The sequence below is a fragment of the Streptomyces sp. MS191 genome, from assembly GCF_008042125.1.
Classification (GTDB): Bacteria; Actinomycetota; Actinomycetes; order Streptomycetales; family Streptomycetaceae; genus Streptomyces.
On the sequence record NZ_RDBI01000040.1, the window covers coordinates 81,847 to 97,832 of the forward strand.

The 15,986-nt window shown below is 74.1% G+C and carries 14 protein-coding genes and 1 pseudogene; 10 read left to right on the forward strand and 5 right to left on the reverse strand.

The features are described 5' to 3' along the window. Both EAO71_RS07185 and EAO71_RS07190 read right to left on the reverse strand, forming a co-directional pair. Positions 1-160: pseudogene (locus tag EAO71_RS07185) on the reverse strand (adenylosuccinate lyase); the annotation flags it as partial. Positions 161-183: 23 nt separating this feature from the next. After that, positions 184-573 carry a hypothetical protein gene (locus tag EAO71_RS07190; RefSeq protein WP_147976949.1) on the reverse strand — a complete coding sequence of 130 codons (390 nt, stop codon included), beginning with the start codon at positions 571-573 and terminating at the stop codon, positions 184-186. 144 nt (positions 574-717) lie between these two features. Here EAO71_RS07190 and EAO71_RS07195 point away from each other — a divergent pair, with 144 nt between their 5' ends. After that, on the forward strand, positions 718-1,875 hold the full coding sequence (locus tag EAO71_RS07195; RefSeq protein WP_147976950.1) for an ROK family transcriptional regulator: 1,158 nt from the start codon (positions 718-720) through the stop codon (positions 1,873-1,875). A 103-nt stretch (positions 1,876-1,978) separates the two neighbouring features. Here the strand turns inward: EAO71_RS07195 and EAO71_RS07200 are convergent, their stop codons facing one another. Next, positions 1,979-2,719 carry a GntR family transcriptional regulator gene (locus EAO71_RS07200; RefSeq protein ID WP_147976951.1) on the reverse strand — a complete coding sequence of 247 codons (741 nt, stop codon included), beginning with the start codon at positions 2,717-2,719 and terminating at the stop codon, positions 1,979-1,981. Between the two features lie 281 nt (positions 2,720-3,000). Beyond that, positions 3,001-3,885: an RNA polymerase sigma-70 factor gene (locus EAO71_RS07205; RefSeq protein ID WP_147976952.1), complete on the reverse strand. Its 885-nt coding sequence runs from the start codon at positions 3,883-3,885 to the stop codon at positions 3,001-3,003. Between the two features lie 115 nt (positions 3,886-4,000). Here EAO71_RS07205 and EAO71_RS07210 point away from each other — a divergent pair, with 115 nt between their 5' ends. The 6 genes from EAO71_RS07210 to EAO71_RS07240 all read left to right on the forward strand — a co-directional run bounded on the left by EAO71_RS07210 (position 4,001) and on the right by EAO71_RS07240 (position 11,993). Further along, a complete protein-coding gene (locus tag EAO71_RS07210) occupies positions 4,001-4,831 on the forward strand; it encodes an alpha/beta fold hydrolase (protein ID WP_147976953.1) in 831 nt (276 codons plus the stop codon). 1,081 nt (positions 4,832-5,912) lie between these two features. Further along, positions 5,913-6,617 carry a VanZ family protein gene (locus EAO71_RS07220; protein WP_147976954.1) on the forward strand — a complete coding sequence of 235 codons (705 nt, stop codon included), beginning with the start codon at positions 5,913-5,915 and terminating at the stop codon, positions 6,615-6,617. A gap of 142 nt (positions 6,618-6,759) precedes the next feature. After that, positions 6,760-7,440 carry a response regulator transcription factor gene (locus EAO71_RS07225; protein WP_147976955.1) on the forward strand — a complete coding sequence of 227 codons (681 nt, stop codon included), beginning with the start codon at positions 6,760-6,762 and terminating at the stop codon, positions 7,438-7,440. Further along, the gene (locus EAO71_RS07230; RefSeq protein WP_147976956.1) at positions 7,433-8,608 is read left to right on the forward strand and encodes a sensor histidine kinase; all 1,176 of its coding nucleotides are present in this window, start codon (positions 7,433-7,435) and stop codon (positions 8,606-8,608) included. Before EAO71_RS07225 ends, EAO71_RS07230 begins: the two co-directional genes overlap by 8 nt. A gap of 174 nt (positions 8,609-8,782) precedes the next feature. Further along, the gene (gene pdxR, locus EAO71_RS07235; RefSeq protein WP_147976957.1) at positions 8,783-10,312 is read left to right on the forward strand and encodes a MocR-like pyridoxine biosynthesis transcription factor PdxR; all 1,530 of its coding nucleotides are present in this window, start codon (positions 8,783-8,785) and stop codon (positions 10,310-10,312) included. Positions 10,313-10,574: 262 nt separating this feature from the next. Beyond that, complete coding sequence (locus EAO71_RS07240; RefSeq protein WP_147976958.1) at positions 10,575-11,993, forward strand: GNAT family N-acetyltransferase; 1,419 nt, start codon at positions 10,575-10,577, stop codon at positions 11,991-11,993. On the opposite strand, the gene EAO71_RS07245 is transcribed toward EAO71_RS07240, so the two are convergent. Continuing rightward, positions 11,920-13,122 (reverse strand): trans-sulfuration enzyme family protein, encoded by a 1,203-nt coding sequence (locus EAO71_RS07245; RefSeq protein WP_147976959.1) that lies wholly within the window; start codon positions 13,120-13,122, stop codon positions 11,920-11,922. The two genes, EAO71_RS07240 and EAO71_RS07245, sit on opposite strands and share 74 nt — an antisense overlap. A gap of 59 nt (positions 13,123-13,181) precedes the next feature. Between EAO71_RS07245 and EAO71_RS07250 the strand changes: the two genes are divergently transcribed. From EAO71_RS07250 to EAO71_RS07260, 3 genes are all read left to right on the forward strand, one after another. Next, complete coding sequence (locus EAO71_RS07250; RefSeq protein ID WP_147976960.1) at positions 13,182-13,679, forward strand: Lrp/AsnC family transcriptional regulator; 498 nt, start codon at positions 13,182-13,184, stop codon at positions 13,677-13,679. Between the two features lie 40 nt (positions 13,680-13,719). Further along, on the forward strand, positions 13,720-15,432 hold the full coding sequence (locus EAO71_RS07255) for a DUF885 domain-containing protein (RefSeq protein ID WP_147976961.1): 1,713 nt from the start codon (positions 13,720-13,722) through the stop codon (positions 15,430-15,432). 104 nt (positions 15,433-15,536) lie between these two features. After that, entirely contained in the window at positions 15,537-15,983 is a 447-nt protein-coding gene (locus EAO71_RS07260) for an Lrp/AsnC family transcriptional regulator (RefSeq protein WP_147976962.1), read from the forward strand. The last annotated feature ends 3 nt before the right edge of the window (positions 15,984-15,986 follow it).

Consider the following 15,986-nt stretch of genomic DNA (forward strand, 5'->3'; position numbering starts at 1 on the left):
CCTCCAGGCGGCCGTACGCGACGAGCAGCTCGTCGGCGGCGGTGGCGAAACGCTTGCCGAGGGTCGTGGCCTGGGCGGCGACGTTGTGCGAACGGCCGGCCATGACGAGCTCGGCGTACTCCCCGGACAGCTTGCCCAGCCGGGCGAGGACGGCGACGGTCGGGGGCGGAGCGGAGCGGGAGGTCACGGGGGATCCACCTCGGTGACGCAGACGACGAGCCGGCGCCCCTCGTCGCCGGGGCCGGTGACGCCGAGGGCGACCCAGGCGGCCGGCTCTTCCGTCCGCCAGAGCTGGATGTCCGGCACCGCGCCGGCGAGCAGGTCCCAGGGCCTCGGTATCTCCTCCCCCGCCCCGGACCGCAGCAGGAGGCCGGACAGGCCGACGAGGTGGGGTGGTCCCCAGCGGGTGGCGAGGAGCAGCGCGAGGGCCTCCCGTTCGGCCTCCGCCCGGTCCTCTCCCGGCCCCTCCGGACGGGCGCCGGCGGGGGCTAACTCGGCCAGGTGGTAGGCCTGGTCGGGGAAGGCGCGGGCGCGCAGCAGGTCGATGGCGGCGAGGTGCTGTGCGAGCGTCATGGGTCCAGTAAAGCGGTGGGCACCGACAGCTGGTGATCCGTCAGGGGCTCCCGGGCGCCGCCCGCGCCACGGGCGGCGCTCGCCGCCCTCCGGTCCATTGAGTAACATCCGGCAGAACATGCGCGCGAGCTGGGAGGACACACGGTGGGGAGGCTGACCGGCGGGGACCCTTCGCTGCTGCGGCGGATCAATTCCGCGGTGGTGCTCCATGCCCTGCGAGGCGCCGACGCGCTGACGCTCACGGATCTGACCCGGATCACGGGCCTGTCCCGGCCGACGGTCGAGGGCGTGGTCGAGGGGCTCATCGAGGGCGGGCTGGTCGTCGAGGCCGCGCCCGAGGAGGGTGAGGCGCGACGCCAGGGGCGGCCGGCCCGGAGGTTCCGGTTCCGCGCCGAGGCGGGGCATCTGCTGGGCATCGAGATCGGCCCGCACCGGGTCGCCGCGCTGCTCTCCGGCCTGGACGGGCGGATCATCGGCGCCGGGGCCCGGGAGGTCTCGGAGACGGCTCCCGAGGACGAGCGCCTGGAGCGGGTCCGTACGGTCGTCGCCGACGTGCTCCGCAGGGCCGGTGTCCCGCGCGCGAACCTGCGGGCGGTCGGCGTCGGAACTCCGGGGATCGTGGAGGCCGACGGCACCGTCCGGCTCGGAACGGCGCTGCCCGGCTGGACCGGACTGCCGCTCGGCGAACGGCTGCGGAGGTCCTTCCGCTGCCCGGTGCTGGTGGAGAACGACGCCAACGCGGCGGCGGTCGCGGAGCACTGGAAGGGTGCGGCGACCGACTCCGACGACATCGTCTTCGTGCTGGCCGGGCTGAGCCCGGGCGCGGGTTCGCTGATCGGCGGCCGGCTGCACCGCGGGTACGGCGGGGCGGCCGGGGAGATCGGCGCCCTGCACCTGCTGGGCCGCGGGGTCACGCCGGAGCACCTGCTGTCCACGACGGACGAGCCGCTGCACCCGCTGGACGAGCAAGCCGTCGCGAAGGTCTTCGCCCTGGCGCGACAGGGCGACGCGGGGGCCGAGGCGGCCGTCGAGCGCTTCACGCAGCGGCTGGTCCACGACGTGGCGGCGCTGGTGCTCGCGCTCGATCCGGAACTGGTGGTGATCGGCGGCTGGGCGGCGGGTCTGGACGGCGTCCTCCAGCCGTTGCGGGACGAGCTGGCCCGCTTCTGCCTGCGCCCGCCGCGGGTGGTCCTGTCCATGCTGGGCGAGGCCGCCGTGGGTACCGGCGCGCTGCGCCTGGCCTTGGACCACGTGGAGGAGCAGCTGTTCGCGGTGGAGGGCACCGTCACCGCCCGCCGCTGACGCGGACTCACGACGAAAGGACGGGCGCCCGCGTCGCGGGCGCCCGTCCTTCGTGGAGCGGAGTTCGTTCGGCCGGGCGGACGTGCCCGCCGAACGGGTGGTCTCAGGAGGCCATGACCAGGTCGCCGGAGTCGCCGAAGGTGAGGCGGCAGGTGTCGGCGCGGTACGTGGCCAGCGAGACGGCCGCGGTGCGGCCCTCGGAGAGGTAGCGGGTCGTCACGACCAGGACGGGAGCGCCGGGGAGGCGGTCCAGTTCCTTGGCGTCGTCGGCCCGCGCGGAGCCGAGTTCCACCGAGCGGTCCTGGCCGTCCAGGGCGAGGCGCTGGAGTTCGCGCAGCACGCCGCGGGCGCGGGCGGGGCCGGAGGGGGTGTCGACGGCCGACAGTCCGGGGACGGAGCCGGACGGGACGTAGAGGAGCTCGGCCGCGACGGGCTGGCCCTCCGTCACGCGCAGCCGGCGCACGATGTGCACCTGCTCGCCGGGCTCGATGGCGAGGAGACGGGCCACGGCGGCCGGGACCGCGTCGGTGGCCGAGTCCACGGACTGCCAGGTGTCGTCGCCGACACCGGGCCAGGTGTGCTGGGTGGTGGAGACGTCGACGCCGACCCGGGGCGGGGCGACGGTCGTGCCCACGCCGCGGCGGCGCTGCAGGCGGCCTTCGAGCTCCAGCTGCTCCAGGGCCTGGCGGAGGGTGGCCCGGGCGACGCCGAAGCGCGCGGCCAGGTCCCGCTCGTTGGGGAGGATCTCGCCGACCGCGAAGTCGGAGTCGAGCGCCTCGCCGATCACGGTCTTGAGGTGCCAGTACTTAGGCTCCGGCACCGTCTCCAGCTGCGTGGTCCCCACCCTGATCCTCCGCAATCGCCGTGTCCCCGGCAGTTTTCCGCGCCCTTGTTTATTAAAGGTTCCTGCACTAACTCTGCGACCATAGGGCGGCGCACCCACTTGGTCAAGACCAATCCTGCGTCGGAGGCCCGCGTATCCGGGCATCCGGCGCAGATCGTTCACAGGACGTTCGCGCCCGCGTGAGCCGTGCGCAGCAAAGCGCCCCGCCTCCGGGAGCCGGAGACGGGGCGGGTGGGGCGGACGCGGCGTGGCGGGCGGGCCGCGCACGAGGCGGCGCGGGGTCAGGCGGCGGGCACCGCGTGCAGCTTGTCGGGGTTGCGGACGATGTACAGGCACTGGATGCGGCCGTCCCGCACCTCGATCTGGAACACGGAGTCGGGCTTGCCCTCGGCCAGGGCGACCAGCGCGGGGCCGCCGTTGAGCTCCACGACGCGGAACTCGAACTCGGTCCGGGCCCCCTCGGAGATGGCGACCAGGAAGCGGCCGACCTTGTCGGCGCTCTCGATGATCCGCAGCGGCGCCTTGGACTTGCCGCCGCTGTCGCCGACGAGACGCACGTCCGGGGCGAGGAGCCGCATCAGCTGTTCGAGGTCGCCGCCGGCGGCCGCGTCCAGGAAGCGTTCGGTGAGGTCGCGCCGTTCGGCCGGGTCGACGTCGTAGCGCGGCCGCCCCTCGTCGACGTGGCGGCGGGCCCTTCCGGCGAGCTGCCGGACGGCCGCCTCGGAGCGGTCGAGCGCGGTGGCGATCTCCCCGAAGGGGAAGCCGAAGGCCTCGCGGAGCACGAAGACCGCGCGCTCCAGGGGCGAGAGGGATTCGAGGACGACGAGCACGGCGAGCGAGACCGAGTCGGCGAGCATGGCGCGCTCGGCGGTGTCGGGCACGGCCGGCCCGAAGTCGGTGACGACGGGTTCGGGCAGCCAGGGCCCGACGTAGGACTCGCGGCGGGCCTTGAGCCGGCGGAGGCGGTCGAGGGAGAGCCGGGTGGTGATCCGTACGAGGTAGGCGCGCGGTTCGCGCACGTCGTCCCGGTCCTCGGCGGCCCAGCGCAGCCACGCCTCCTGGACCACGTCCTCGGCGTCGGCGACGCGGCCGAGCATGCGGTAGGCGACGCCCGTGAGCATCGGCCGGTGTTCTTCGAAGACATCGGTCAGTGTTTCGGTAGCCACCGCCCCATCCCAGCCGACCGGCCCGGCCCTGTCCAGTTTCCGTCCGGCCTCTTGAACTCGGGGCTACTGAACGGTAATTCTTGCTGACAGGGTGTCTAAGGCAGGGAGCAGGCGCATGTCCGAACGGATCTCTTTCCCGATCGCGTCCCCCGGGGGAACGCGCACGGTCTCGGTGGCCTACGAACGCCGGGGCACGGGAGCGCCCTTGCTGCTGCTCCACGGGATCGGCCATCACTGGCAGGCCTGGGAACCGGTGCTGGACGTCCTCGCCGCCGAGCGCGACGTCGTCGCCGTCGACCTGCCGGGCTTCGGCGAGTCCCCGGCGCTGCCGGAGGGGCACGCGTACGGCCTCTCGTCGGTGGTGCCCGTGCTGGGCGCGTTCTGCGAGGCCGTCGGCATCGAGCGGCCGCACGTGGCCGGCAACTCGCTGGGCGGGCTGCTCGCCCTGGAGCTCGGCAGGGAGAAGCTGGCCCGCTCGGTGACCGCCCTGTCCCCGGCCGGGTTCTGGTCGGAGGGCGAGCGCCGGTACGCCTTCGGGACGCTCCGGGCGATGCGGGCCGCCGCGCTGTCGATGCCGGTGCCGCTGATCGAGCGACTGTCCCGCAGCGCGGTCGGCCGCACCGCCCTGACCAGCACGATCTACGCCCGGCCCGGGCGCCGTTCACCCGAGGCCGTGGTCGCCGAGACGCTCGCCCTGCGCGAGGCCACCGGCTTCCGGCAGACCCTGGAGGCCGGCCGGCGCGTGCTGTTCGCCGACGACGTCCCGGCCGTGCCCGTCACCATCGCGTGGGGCAGCCGCGACCGGCTGCTGCTCCCCCGGCAGGGCGTCCGCGCCAAGCGCACGGTCCCCGGGGCCCGGCTCGTCCGGCTGCCGGGCTGCGGGCACGTCCCCATGAACGACGATCCGGCTCTGGTCGCGCGGGTGATCCTGGACGGCAGCCGCTGACCCGCCCGCCCGCGCGAACAGGCCCGTCCCCAGTGCCGCCCCGGCCGCCACGAGCACGCTGCCGGCGGCCTGCGGGAGGCCGAAGCCACCGGTGGCGACGAAGGGCGCACTCATGGCGGCGGCGACCGGGATCATGCCGGTGAAGAGGGTGGCCCGTTCCACGCCGATGCGCTGGACGCCCATGTAGAAGGCGACGAAGCCGACCACCGTCACCACGGCCGCCTGCCAGACCAGCGCCCCGGCCTCCACGGCGGTCGGCACGCGCAGGAGGCGGGCCCCGTCCAGGACGAGGCCCAGCAGGACGGACTCGGCGGCGGCGACGCCGCAGACCACGGCGGTGAGCAGCCGGGGTCCGAGCAGCCGCAGGACGGGCACGGCGAGGACGGTGAACCCGACCTCGCCGGCCAGGGCCCCGGCGGAGTAGAGGACGCCCGCCAGGTCGGTACGGCCCCAGCCCTGCACCGTGAAGGCACCGGCGGCGACGAGCAGCGCCCCGAGCAGGACCGGGCGGCGGGGCCTGCGCCCGGCCAGGAGCGGCACGAGCACGGCGACCACGACGGGTGCGCAGCCGACGAAGACGCCGGGGACGGCCGGCTCGGAGGTGCGTTCGGCGGCGAGCACGGCCAGGTTGAAGCCGACCATGCCGACGCCCGCGAGCACCGCGAGACGCAGCAGATGACGGGCGGTCAGCAGGCGCAGCGGGGCGAGGCCGCCGCGGCCGAGGAGGGGCAGCAGGAGCAGGCAGGCGGCGGCGTACCGCAGGGCCTGGCCGCCCGCGTAGGGGTAGGCGCCGAGCAGGCTGTTGGCGGTGAAGGAGGCACCGACCAGGGCGTAGGCGAAGGTGACGAGCAGCGTCCCTCGCAGGGCGTTCGCGTTCATGCTCCCGACGCTAGGAAGCGGGGCGGCCCGGGTTGAGGTCCACTTCCCGGGTGACATCGGGGACCACTTCGGCGGGGGCGGACCGCCGCGGAAGTGCGGGACCGCCTCGACCGGGACGCCCGGGGGCGCCGGCGCGTGTGTATCGCGGGCGTATCGAAAGTCGCATACGCCACCGCAACGGCCCTCCGGGTCCCATGGGGGCATGAACCTCGACCCATCCCCGTCGGCACCGCCCCGCCGCGCGCGCGGGATCGTGCTCCCCGGCCTCGCGATCCTCGCCACGGCGGGCGCCCTGTACGTCCTGCGGCGGCCGCTCATGATGTCCGCTCCGGCGTGCCTGGGCGGTCGCTGGCACGGCTGCCTCGACACCTTCAACGGCGTGGTCCTCGTCACGCTGGTCACGGTGCCGTTGTCGCTGCTGGTCGTGTGGGCTCTGGCGCGCCGCCGGCGGGCCGCCGGCCGCGTCCCGGCGTGGCGGATGTCCCTGGCCGAGGTGGGCATGGTGCACGGGACGGTGCCGTTCCTCTGGATGACCCTGATGCCGGGCGCCGGGGCCGGCGTCGTGCCCGGCCGGCTGAGCCTGGTGCCGCTGCGGGACCTGGCGACGATGGGAGCGGGCGGGATCGTCGGCAACCTGCTCGTCTTCGCGGCACTGGGCTACTTCGCCCCGATGCGGTTCGCCGCTCTGGCGTCCGTGCCGCGGATCCTGGCGCTCGGGGCGGCCTGCTCGGTCCTGGTGGAGACCGCGCAGTACGTCCTGCGGCTGGACCGGGTGTCCTCCGTGGACGACGTCCTGGTCAACGCCGCCGGTGCCGCGCTCGCCGCACTGGCGTCGCGCCGCCGGTGGCGCACCACGGCGGAAGGGCCGTCGGGCCGGCCCCGCCCGGCCCCGGCGGCCGTGGGCTGAGTCGCGTGCCCGCTGCCGTCGACTGAGTCGCGTGCCCGGCGGCCCCGCGTCCTCGCAGACTCCCGCGCACACGGCTGCGCGTACATCGGCGCATACCTCGGCGCATACATCGGCGATAAGGCGCGCTGATTAGGCTTCGGACATGCGCGTACTGATCGTGGAGGACGAGCCCTACCTGGCCGAGGCCGTCCGGGACGGGCTGCGGCTGGAGGCGATCGCCGCGGACATCGCCGGCGACGGCGACTCGGCCCTGGAACTGCTCGGCGTCCACTCCTACGACCTCGCCGTGCTCGACCGCGACATCCCCGGCCCGTCCGGCGACGAGGTCGCCCGGCGCATCGTCGCCTCCGGCAGCGGCATCCCGATCCTCATGCTCACCGCCGCCGACCGGATCGACGACAAGGCGTCCGGGTTCGGGCTCGGCGCGGACGACTACCTCACCAAGCCGTTCGAGCTGCGGGAGCTCGTCCTGCGCCTGCGGGCCCTCGACCGCAGACGCGCGCACGTCCGGCCGCCGGTCCGCGAGATCGCGGGGCTGCGCCTGGACCCCTTCCGCCGGGAGGTGTTCCGCGACGGGCGCTACGTCGCGCTCACCCGCAAGCAGTTCGCGGTCCTCGACGTCCTCGTCGCCGCCGACGGGGGTGTCGTGAGCGCCGAAGAACTGCTGGAGCGGGCCTGGGACGAGAACACGGACCCCTTCACCAACGCCGTCCGCATCACCGTCTCCGCACTGCGCAAACGGCTCGGCGAACCATGGATCATCGCGACGGTGCCGGGTGTCGGCTACCGGATCGACGCCGGCCCCGGCGGCGCGGATGCGTAGGTCCTCTCCGGGCGGTCTTCGCGGGCCCGAGAAGCTCGCCCGGACAGGACCGAGACGCCCGGGGCTCAGCGCCCGGCTGAGACTCACCCTCAGCTACGCCGGGTTCCTCGCCGTCGCCGGGACGCTCCTCCTGGCGGTGGTGTGGGTGTTCCTGCTGCGCTACGTGCCCGACACCTCGCAGGGCCTTCTCGGGATCTCGCCCAACCGCTACCTCCTGGTGCGCACCTTCGCCCCCGCCGCGGCCGTGGCGATGGGCTTCCTGCTGGTGTTCGGCCTCGTCGGGGGATGGGTCCTCGCCGGCCGGATGCTCGCACCGCTCACCCGGATCACGGCCGCGGCACGGACGGCCGGGAACGGGTCGCTGTCCCACCGGATCCGCATGGAAGGCCGCCGGGACGAGTTCCGGGAACTCTCCGACGCGTTCGACACCATGCTCGAGCAGCTCGAGTCGCACGTGGCCGAGCAGCGGCGGTTCGCCGCGAACGCCTCCCACGAACTGCGCACCCCGCTGGCCATCTCGCAGACGCTGCTCGACGTCGCCCGCAAGGACCCCACGCGGGACCCACAGGAACTCTTCGCCCGCCTGCAGGCCGTGAACACGCGCGCGATCGGCCTCACCGAGGCGCTCCTGCTGCTGGGTCGCAGCGACCGCGGGAACTTCTCCCGCGAGGACGTCGACCTCTCGCTCGTCGCGGAGGAGGCCGCCGAGACCCTGCTCCCCCTCGCCGAACAGCGCGGGATCACGCTCGACGTCACCGGCGGAGCGACCCGGACCGCCGGCTCGGCGGAGCTCCTGCTGCGGATGATGACGAACCTCGTCCAGAACGCCGTCGTCCACAACCTCCCGGCCGGCGGCACCGTGACGGTCCACACCGAAGCGCGGGGCGACGTGAGCGTGGTGCGGGTCGAGAACACGGGGCATCCGCTCCCACCGGAACTGGTGCCCACCCTCACCGAACCCTTCCGGCGCGGAGCGGAGCGCGTACGCACCGACGAGCACGCCGGCGTCGGGCTCGGCCTGGCCATCGTCCGGAGCGTCGTCGACGCCCACGACGGGACCCTCGACCTCGTCGCCCGCCCCGCCGGCGGTCTCCTCGTCACGGTGCGGTTTCCCGGGCAGGACGCGGGCGCCGTCCCCGGGCGGCGTCCGTCCGGGGCCGGCCGGTGAGCGAGCCGGGCTCCGTTCGGCACGGTTCCCGCGGACCCGGTCAGCCGCGCGGCCGGATCGCGGTGCGGCTGCTGCCGCCGCACCGGACGCGGTCGAGGATGGCGGCGGACCACCGGTGCCCGGGTCGGCACCACCGGGGAAGCGGCGCGTCGGCGCCGGAGGGGGAGGTTCTCGATGCGGGACCACGGGCGGGGACGCGCGGGCGGGGAGAGCGGAGCGGGCGACGGGTTCGCTGTCGAACGGTCCGGATCAGGGACCGCGCCGGGCGGACAGCCGGCCTGGGAGCTGCTGCTGCCGGCGGCCGCGGCGCCTGCGCGGCGGCGGGGCCGGGCGCTCCAGGAGGCGCTGCGCGAGGCGGTGCGCACGGGCCGGCTGACGGCCGGGACCCGGCTGCCGTCGAGCCGTGACCTCGCGGCCGATCTCGGTGTCTCCCGGGGTCTCGTGACGGAGACGTACGAGCAGCTCACCGCCGAGGGCTACCTGCGCAGCGACCGCGGCTCGGGCACCTGGGTGGGGGACGTGGCACGGGCCGCGGCCGCGCCGGAGGCCCGCGCTCCGGCTGCCCGCGGACCGGTGGTGAAGGTGGACTTCCGCCCCGGCACGCCCGATCTCTCGCTCTTCCCCCGGTCCGCCTGGTCGGCGGTCCACCGCTCCGTCATGTCCCGGCTGCCCCACGGCGCGCTCGGGTATCCGGACCCGCGGGGGCTGCCGGAACTGCGCACGGCGCTCGCCGCGATGCTGACGCGGCGACGCGGGGTGGCGGCCGCTCCCGAGCGTCTCGTCGTGTGCTCCGGGGTCGCCCAGGCGTCGACGCTGCTCGGCTTCGCCCTGCACGCCCGCGGCCTGCGGACGGTGGGGATCGAGGATCCGGGAAGCCCGGAGCACGGGCGGCTGTTCGCCTCGACCGGGCTGGACACGCAGTGGCTGCCCATGGACGAGGAGGGGCTGCTTCCGGGGCCGTTGGCGGCCTCGGGGGTACGGGCCGTGGTCCTGACTCCCTCGCACCAGTTCCCCTCCGGGATCGCCTACTCCGCGGCCCGCCGGGCGGCGCTCCTCGACTGGGCCCGGCGCGTGGACGGCTGGATCATGGAGGACGACTACGACGGGGACTTCCGCTACGACCGGGCACCCGTCGGCGCCCTGCAGGGGCTGGATCCGCGGCGGGTGGTGTACGCGGGATCGGTCAGCAAGTCGCTCGCGCCGGGTCTCCGGCTCGGCTGGATGCTGGTGCCCGAGGACCTGGTGGACGAGGTGGTGGAACGCAAGCGGACCATGGACCTCGGGAACCCGGCCCTGGACCAGGCGCTGCTCGCGGAGTTCGTCGCGCGCGGCGGCTACGACCGGCAGTTGCGGCGCTGTCAGCGGGCCTACCGGGAGCGGCGGGACGCGCTGGTGGCCGCCCTGCGGCAGGAGCTTCCGGGGACGCGGGTGAGCGGGATCGCCGCCGGGCTGCACGTCATCGCGAGGGTGCCGGGTCGGTACGGCCCACCGGGGAGGTTCCTGGAGCGGGCCGCGGCCGCCGGGGTGGCCCTGCGCCCGTTGGAGGACTACGGCACGGCCCGTCCGGCGGACGGCGGCGTGCGCCTGGTCATCGGGTACGCGCATCTCGGTCCCGCCGAGATCGTCCGGGGCGTCCGGCTGGTGGCACGGGCCTGCGCGCCGTCGGGCGCCGGGTCGGCGGCGCCCGACGTCCCGGGGGCGTGAGGACCGGATGTCAGTGGGGGACCTCCGGTTCGAGGCGTTCTCGGGCTACGGCGGGGTGTTCGCCCGTCTCGACGTGCCGAGCGAGGGTCTGGACGGGGCGGGACGGGCCACGGCACGCGCCCGCTGACCGCACTCCGCCAGAGGACCGATCAGTCTCCGACACAAGCGACTGAAATCGGTCACTAACCTCATAGATGGGCGCTTAACCCGTCAGTCACAAAGCGTTCGTGATCACGCAACACCACTGGGTCACAGTGAGGTCATGACTGATGTGACATCCGCGAAGAGTGCCCGCCGCCCGCACCACTGGCGGCACGACCTGATCGAGCTCGCCGCCCTGTTCACGGCCGTGGTGGTCGCCGACACGATCGCCAAGACGGTGGTGAAGGGCGCCGAGGGCCCGTACATGCTCGTGTTCTCGGCGATCGCGCTGATCGCGACGGCGGCCTTCCACACCTGGTGGGCACGGCGCCACAGCCATGCGCCGCCGACCGGTGATCCCGGCGGCAGCGGGACGCACCCGCTGCCGCCGGCCGCGTCCGGGACCGCCCCTGACGGCGAGCCGGCCGCCGCACCCGCCGAGACCGTGCTGTGGCGGATGCGGACCACCGTCCGGGACACCCCGGGCAGCCTCGCCGCCCTGTGCACGACGCTGGCCCGTGAGGGCGTCGACATCCTGACGCTGCAGACCCACCCGCTCGCCGACGGCACCGTCGACGAGTTCCTCCTGCGGGCGCCCGCGGCGCTCCAGGCCAACCGCCTCGGCCGCGAGATCGCGGCGGCCGGCGGCAGCGGCACCTGGATCGAGCGGGCCGACGCCCACGATCTCGTCGACACCCCGACCCGGCTGCTCGGCCTGGCCACCCGCACCGCCCTGGACGCGGCCGAGCTCCCGCTCGCCCTGCGCCAGCTGCTGGGCCGCTGCACCATCCACTCGCTGCCGGCGGTCTCGCTGACCGGCCGGCCCACCGGGGAGACCGCGCCGGTCGAGGGCGTCCTCGAGGACACCGTGATGCGACTGCGCGACCCGAACGGCGGGGTGATCACCATCGAGCGGCCGTACCTGCCGTTCACCCCGTCGGAGTTCGCCCGCGCCCGGGCCCTCGTCGAGCTCGACGCCCGGCTCGGGCCGCGCATCCCGCGCAGCCAGGACGTACTCACCCTGCCCGAGGGCAACGAGATCACCGTCCGCCGGGCCGACCAGCGCGACGTGGCCGCCGCGCGCGCCATGCACGACCGCTGCTCCACGCGCACCCTCGGCCTGCGGTACCACGGCCCGGTCGGCGACGCGGACCGCTATCTCAACCACCTGCTCAGCCCCCGCTACGGCCGCACCCTCGCCGTGCAGACGACCTCGGGCCGTCTCGTCGCCCTCGGCCATCTGCTCTGGGACGGCGACGAGACGGAGGTCGCCCTGATGGTGGAGGACGACTGGCAGCGCCGGGGCATCGGCTCCGAGCTCCTGGGCCGGCTCGTCGCGATGGCGGTCGAGGCGGGCTGCGAGAGCGTCTACGCCGTGACCCAGTCGTCCAACACCGGGATGGTGGCCGCGATGCGGGCGCTGAACCTCCCGCTCGACTACCAGATCGAGGAGGGGACCCTGGTCATCACCGCCCGACTGGGCGCGGCTCGGGCGCAGAACCGACGCCGGCCCGGGACGTACCAGCAGGCGGAGCACTGAGGGCCTGGGTCAGATCCCGCCAAAGGTCCTCGACGTCCTCCAGGCCGACCGACATCCGCAGGAGCCGGTCGCTGACGCCGGCCGACCGGCGGTCGCCCTCGTCGACGATCCGGTGGCTGATGGAGGCCGGGTGCTGGATCAGGGTGTCGACGCTGCCGAGACTCACCGCCGGCGTGATCAGCCGTACCGCGGCGATCACGTCGTGCGGGTCTCCGTACACCTCGAACGAGACCATCGCCCCGCCCACCCGCGGGTAGTGCACGCGGGCGATGCGCGGGTCGGTGGCGAGACGCCGGACGAGCTCGGCGGCCGTCGTGGAGGCCGCCCTGACCCGGACCGGCAGGGTCGCGAGGCCCCGCAGCAGCAGGTAGCCGGCGAAGGGGTGGAGCACCCCGCCGGTGGCGAAGCGCACCTGGCGGAGCGTACGGGCGAACTCCTCGTCGCAGGCCACCACGCCGCCCATGACGTCGCCGTGACCGCCCAGGTACTTGGTCGCGCTGTGCAGGACGATCCGGGCGCCCTGACCGGCCGGGCGCTGGAGCACCGGGGTGGCGAAGGTGTTGTCGACCAGCAGCGGCACGGAGCCGCAGGAGTGGGCGACGGCGCGGATGTCGACCTCGGCGAGCGTCGGGTTGGCGGGGGTCTCCACCATGACCAGGCCGGTGTCGGGGCGGATCGCGTCGGCTATGCCCGCCGGGTCGGTCCAGGTCACCTCGGTGCCGATCAGGCCCGCGTTCAGCAGATGGTCGCTGCAGCCGTACAACGGCCGGACCGCGACGACGTGCCGCAGGCCGAGGCTCGCCCGGGCCAGCAGGACGGCGGTGAGCGCCGCCATGCCGCTGGCGAAGGCCACCGCCGACTCGGTGCCCTCCAGCCGGGCCAGCGCGTCCTCGAAGCGCGCGGTGGTCGGGTTGTCGAGGCGGGCGTAGACGGGGGGCCCGTCGAGCCGGGCCCCGGTGGTGGCGAAGTCGTCGATCCGCGCGGCCTCGGCCCGGGTGTCGTACGACGGGTAGGTGGTGGAGAGGTCGAGCGGCGGGGCGTGCAGGCCGAGTCCGGCGAGATCTTCACGGCCGGCGTGCACGGCTTCTGTGGCCAGAGCCCTGGGGGTGGTCGAGGCGTCGTAGTCCATGGCCGCACTGTGAACGGATACCGGAAAGTAGTGGGGAAACGCCGTGCTACGTTCGCCGAATGGCCGATTCTGTCGTACTGGACCCGATCGATCTGCACATTCTTCGCCTCCTGCAGAACGACGCCCGGAGCACCTACCGCGAGCTCGCCGCCGAGGTCGGCGTGGCGCCCTCCACCTGCCTGGACCGGGTGGCCCGACTTCGCCGTACGGGAGTGATCCTCGGGCACCAGCTACGACTGGATCCGGCCAAACTCGGCCGCGGTCTTGAAGCGCTCCTCCTCGTCCAGGTCCGCCCTCACCGGCGCGAACTGATCGGTCCGTTCGTCGACCGGATCCGCGCGCTGCCGGAGTCCCGCGCGCTGTTCCATCTGACCGGCCCGGACGACTACCTGGTGCACGTCGCCGTGGCCGACCCCGCCGACCTGCAACGACTCGTCCTCGACGAGTTCACCTCGCGCCGCGAGGTGGCCCGCGTCGAGACCCGGCTGATCTTCCAGCAGTGGGAGTGCGGACCGCTGCTGCCTCCCGCCGCGGGCGCTCATTTGTCGGCCGAGTGAGATCGAACGAGGGTGACGCGGGGCCCGCACAGGCACGAGGATGAGCCCCATGCCAGAGACTTCCCGCAGCCCGCTGCCCCGCCAGGTCGCCGACACCTACGTCGACGCACTCATCGCCCTCGACCCGATCACCGGAACCTACCTGGGAGTCGCGGAGAGCGCCGGCCTCCTTCCCGACTTCTCGCCCGCCGGACAGGAGGCGGTGGCCGAGCTCGCCCGCCACACCCTGCTCCTGCTCGACGAAGCCGAGCGGCAGCCGGGCGCGGACACCGATGCCGAGCGCCGCTGCGGCCGTCTGCTGCGGGAACGTCTGAACGCCGAACTCGCCGTCCACGACGCCGACGAGGGGCTGTGTACCGTCAGCAACATGCGCTCCCCCGCGCACAGCGTGCGGATGGTGTTCACCGTGATGCCGACCGAGACCGAGGAGGACTGGACCGCGGTCGCCCGGCGGCTGCGCGCGGTTCCCGCGGCTCTGGAGGGCTACCGCGCCTCGCTCGAACTGGGCCTGGAGCGGAAGCTGCTCGGCGGCCCGCGACCGACCGCGACCTTCGTCGACCAGCTGACCGAGTGGGCGGGCCCGGACGCCGAGGGCCGTGGCTGGTTCGAGTCCTTCGCCGCCGGCGGCCCCGAGTCGCTCGCCCCCGAGTTGCGGTCGGAACTCGCCACGGCGGCGCGCGGCGCGACCGAGGCCGTCACGGCGCTGCGGGACTGGATGCGGGACGTCTACACCCCCGCCGTCGCGGGCGCGCCCGACACGGTGGGCCGCGAGCGCTACCAGCGCTGGTCGCGGTACTTCAACGGCACGGATCTGGACCTGGACCAGGCGTACGCCTACGGCTGGTCGGAGTACCACCGCCTGCTCGGCGAGATGAGGACCGAGGCGGAGCGCATCCTGCCGGGCTCCGGCCCCTGGGAGGCGCTGGCCCATCTGGACGTCCACGGCACCCACATCGAGGGCGTCGAGGAGGTCCGGCTCTGGCTGCAGAACCTCATGGACGAGGCGATCGACGCGCTGGACGGCACCCACTTCGAACTGGCCGAGCGGGTCCGCCGGGTGGAGTCCCGGATCGCCCCGCCCGGCGGCGCCGCCGCGCCGTACTACACGGGCCCGTCCGAGGACTTCTCGCGCCCCGGCCGCACCTGGCTGCCCGTCGACGGCCAGACCCGTTTCCCGGTGTACGACCTGGTGTCGACCTGGTACCACGAGGGCGTCCCCGGTCACCACCTGCAGATCGCGCAGTGGGTGCACGTCGCCGACCGGCTCTCCCGCTACCAGGCGACGATCGGCGGGGTCAGCGCCAACGCCGAGGGCTGGGCGCTCTACGCCGAGCGGCTGATGGACGAGCTGGGCTTCCTCCCGGACGCCGAGCGCCGCCTGGGCTACCTGGACGCGCAGATGATGCGGGCCTGCCGGGTGATCGTCGACATCGGCATGCACCTGGAGCTGGAGATCCCCGCCGACTCGCCCTTCCACCCCGGCGAGCGGTGGACCACCGAGCTGGCTCAGGAGTTCTTCCAGCAGCACAGCAGCCGTCCGCCGGCCTTCGTCGAGAGCGAGATGACCCGCTATCTCTCCATGCCGGGCCAGGCCATCGGCTACAAGCTGGGCGAGCGGGCCTGGCTGCTGGGCCGGGCCAACGCGCAGGCGGCGCACGGCGACGCGTTCGACGCGAAGGCGTGGCACATGGCCGCTCTGTCGCAGGGGCCGCTGGGCCTCGACGACCTGGTGGACGAGATCTCCCGCCTCTGAGGAGGCCGGGCGGGCGGGGAATCCCGCCCGTGACACGGTCCGGACCGTGAGAAGTCCCCGGGCATCGCTTGATCGCCCGGGGATTCGGCTGCTATTCCTCGGTCATGACCGGATACACGCCCGACGCCACCGACTGGCGCATCCTCGATGCCCTCCAGGAGCAGGGACGGGCCAGCTTCGCCGAACTGGCCCGGGCCGTCTCCATGTCCGCGTCCGCCGTCACGGAGCGGGTGCGCCGGCTGGAGGAGACCGGGGTCATCGCCGGGTACACCGCCGTGGTCGATCCCGAGCGGCTCGGTCTGCCGATCCTCGCCTTCGTCCGGCTGCGCTACCCGCACGGCAACTACAAGCCGTTCCACGACCTGCTCGACGCGACCCCCGAGGTCCTGGAGGCGCACCACGTCACCGGCGACGACTGCTTCGTCCTCAAGGTCGCCGCCCGTTCCATGAAGCACCTGGAGGAGATCTCCGGGAAGATCATGACGCTCGGCTCGGTGACGACGAGCGTGGTGTACTCGTCGCCCCTGCCCCGGCGCGCGATCGGCCGCTGAGCC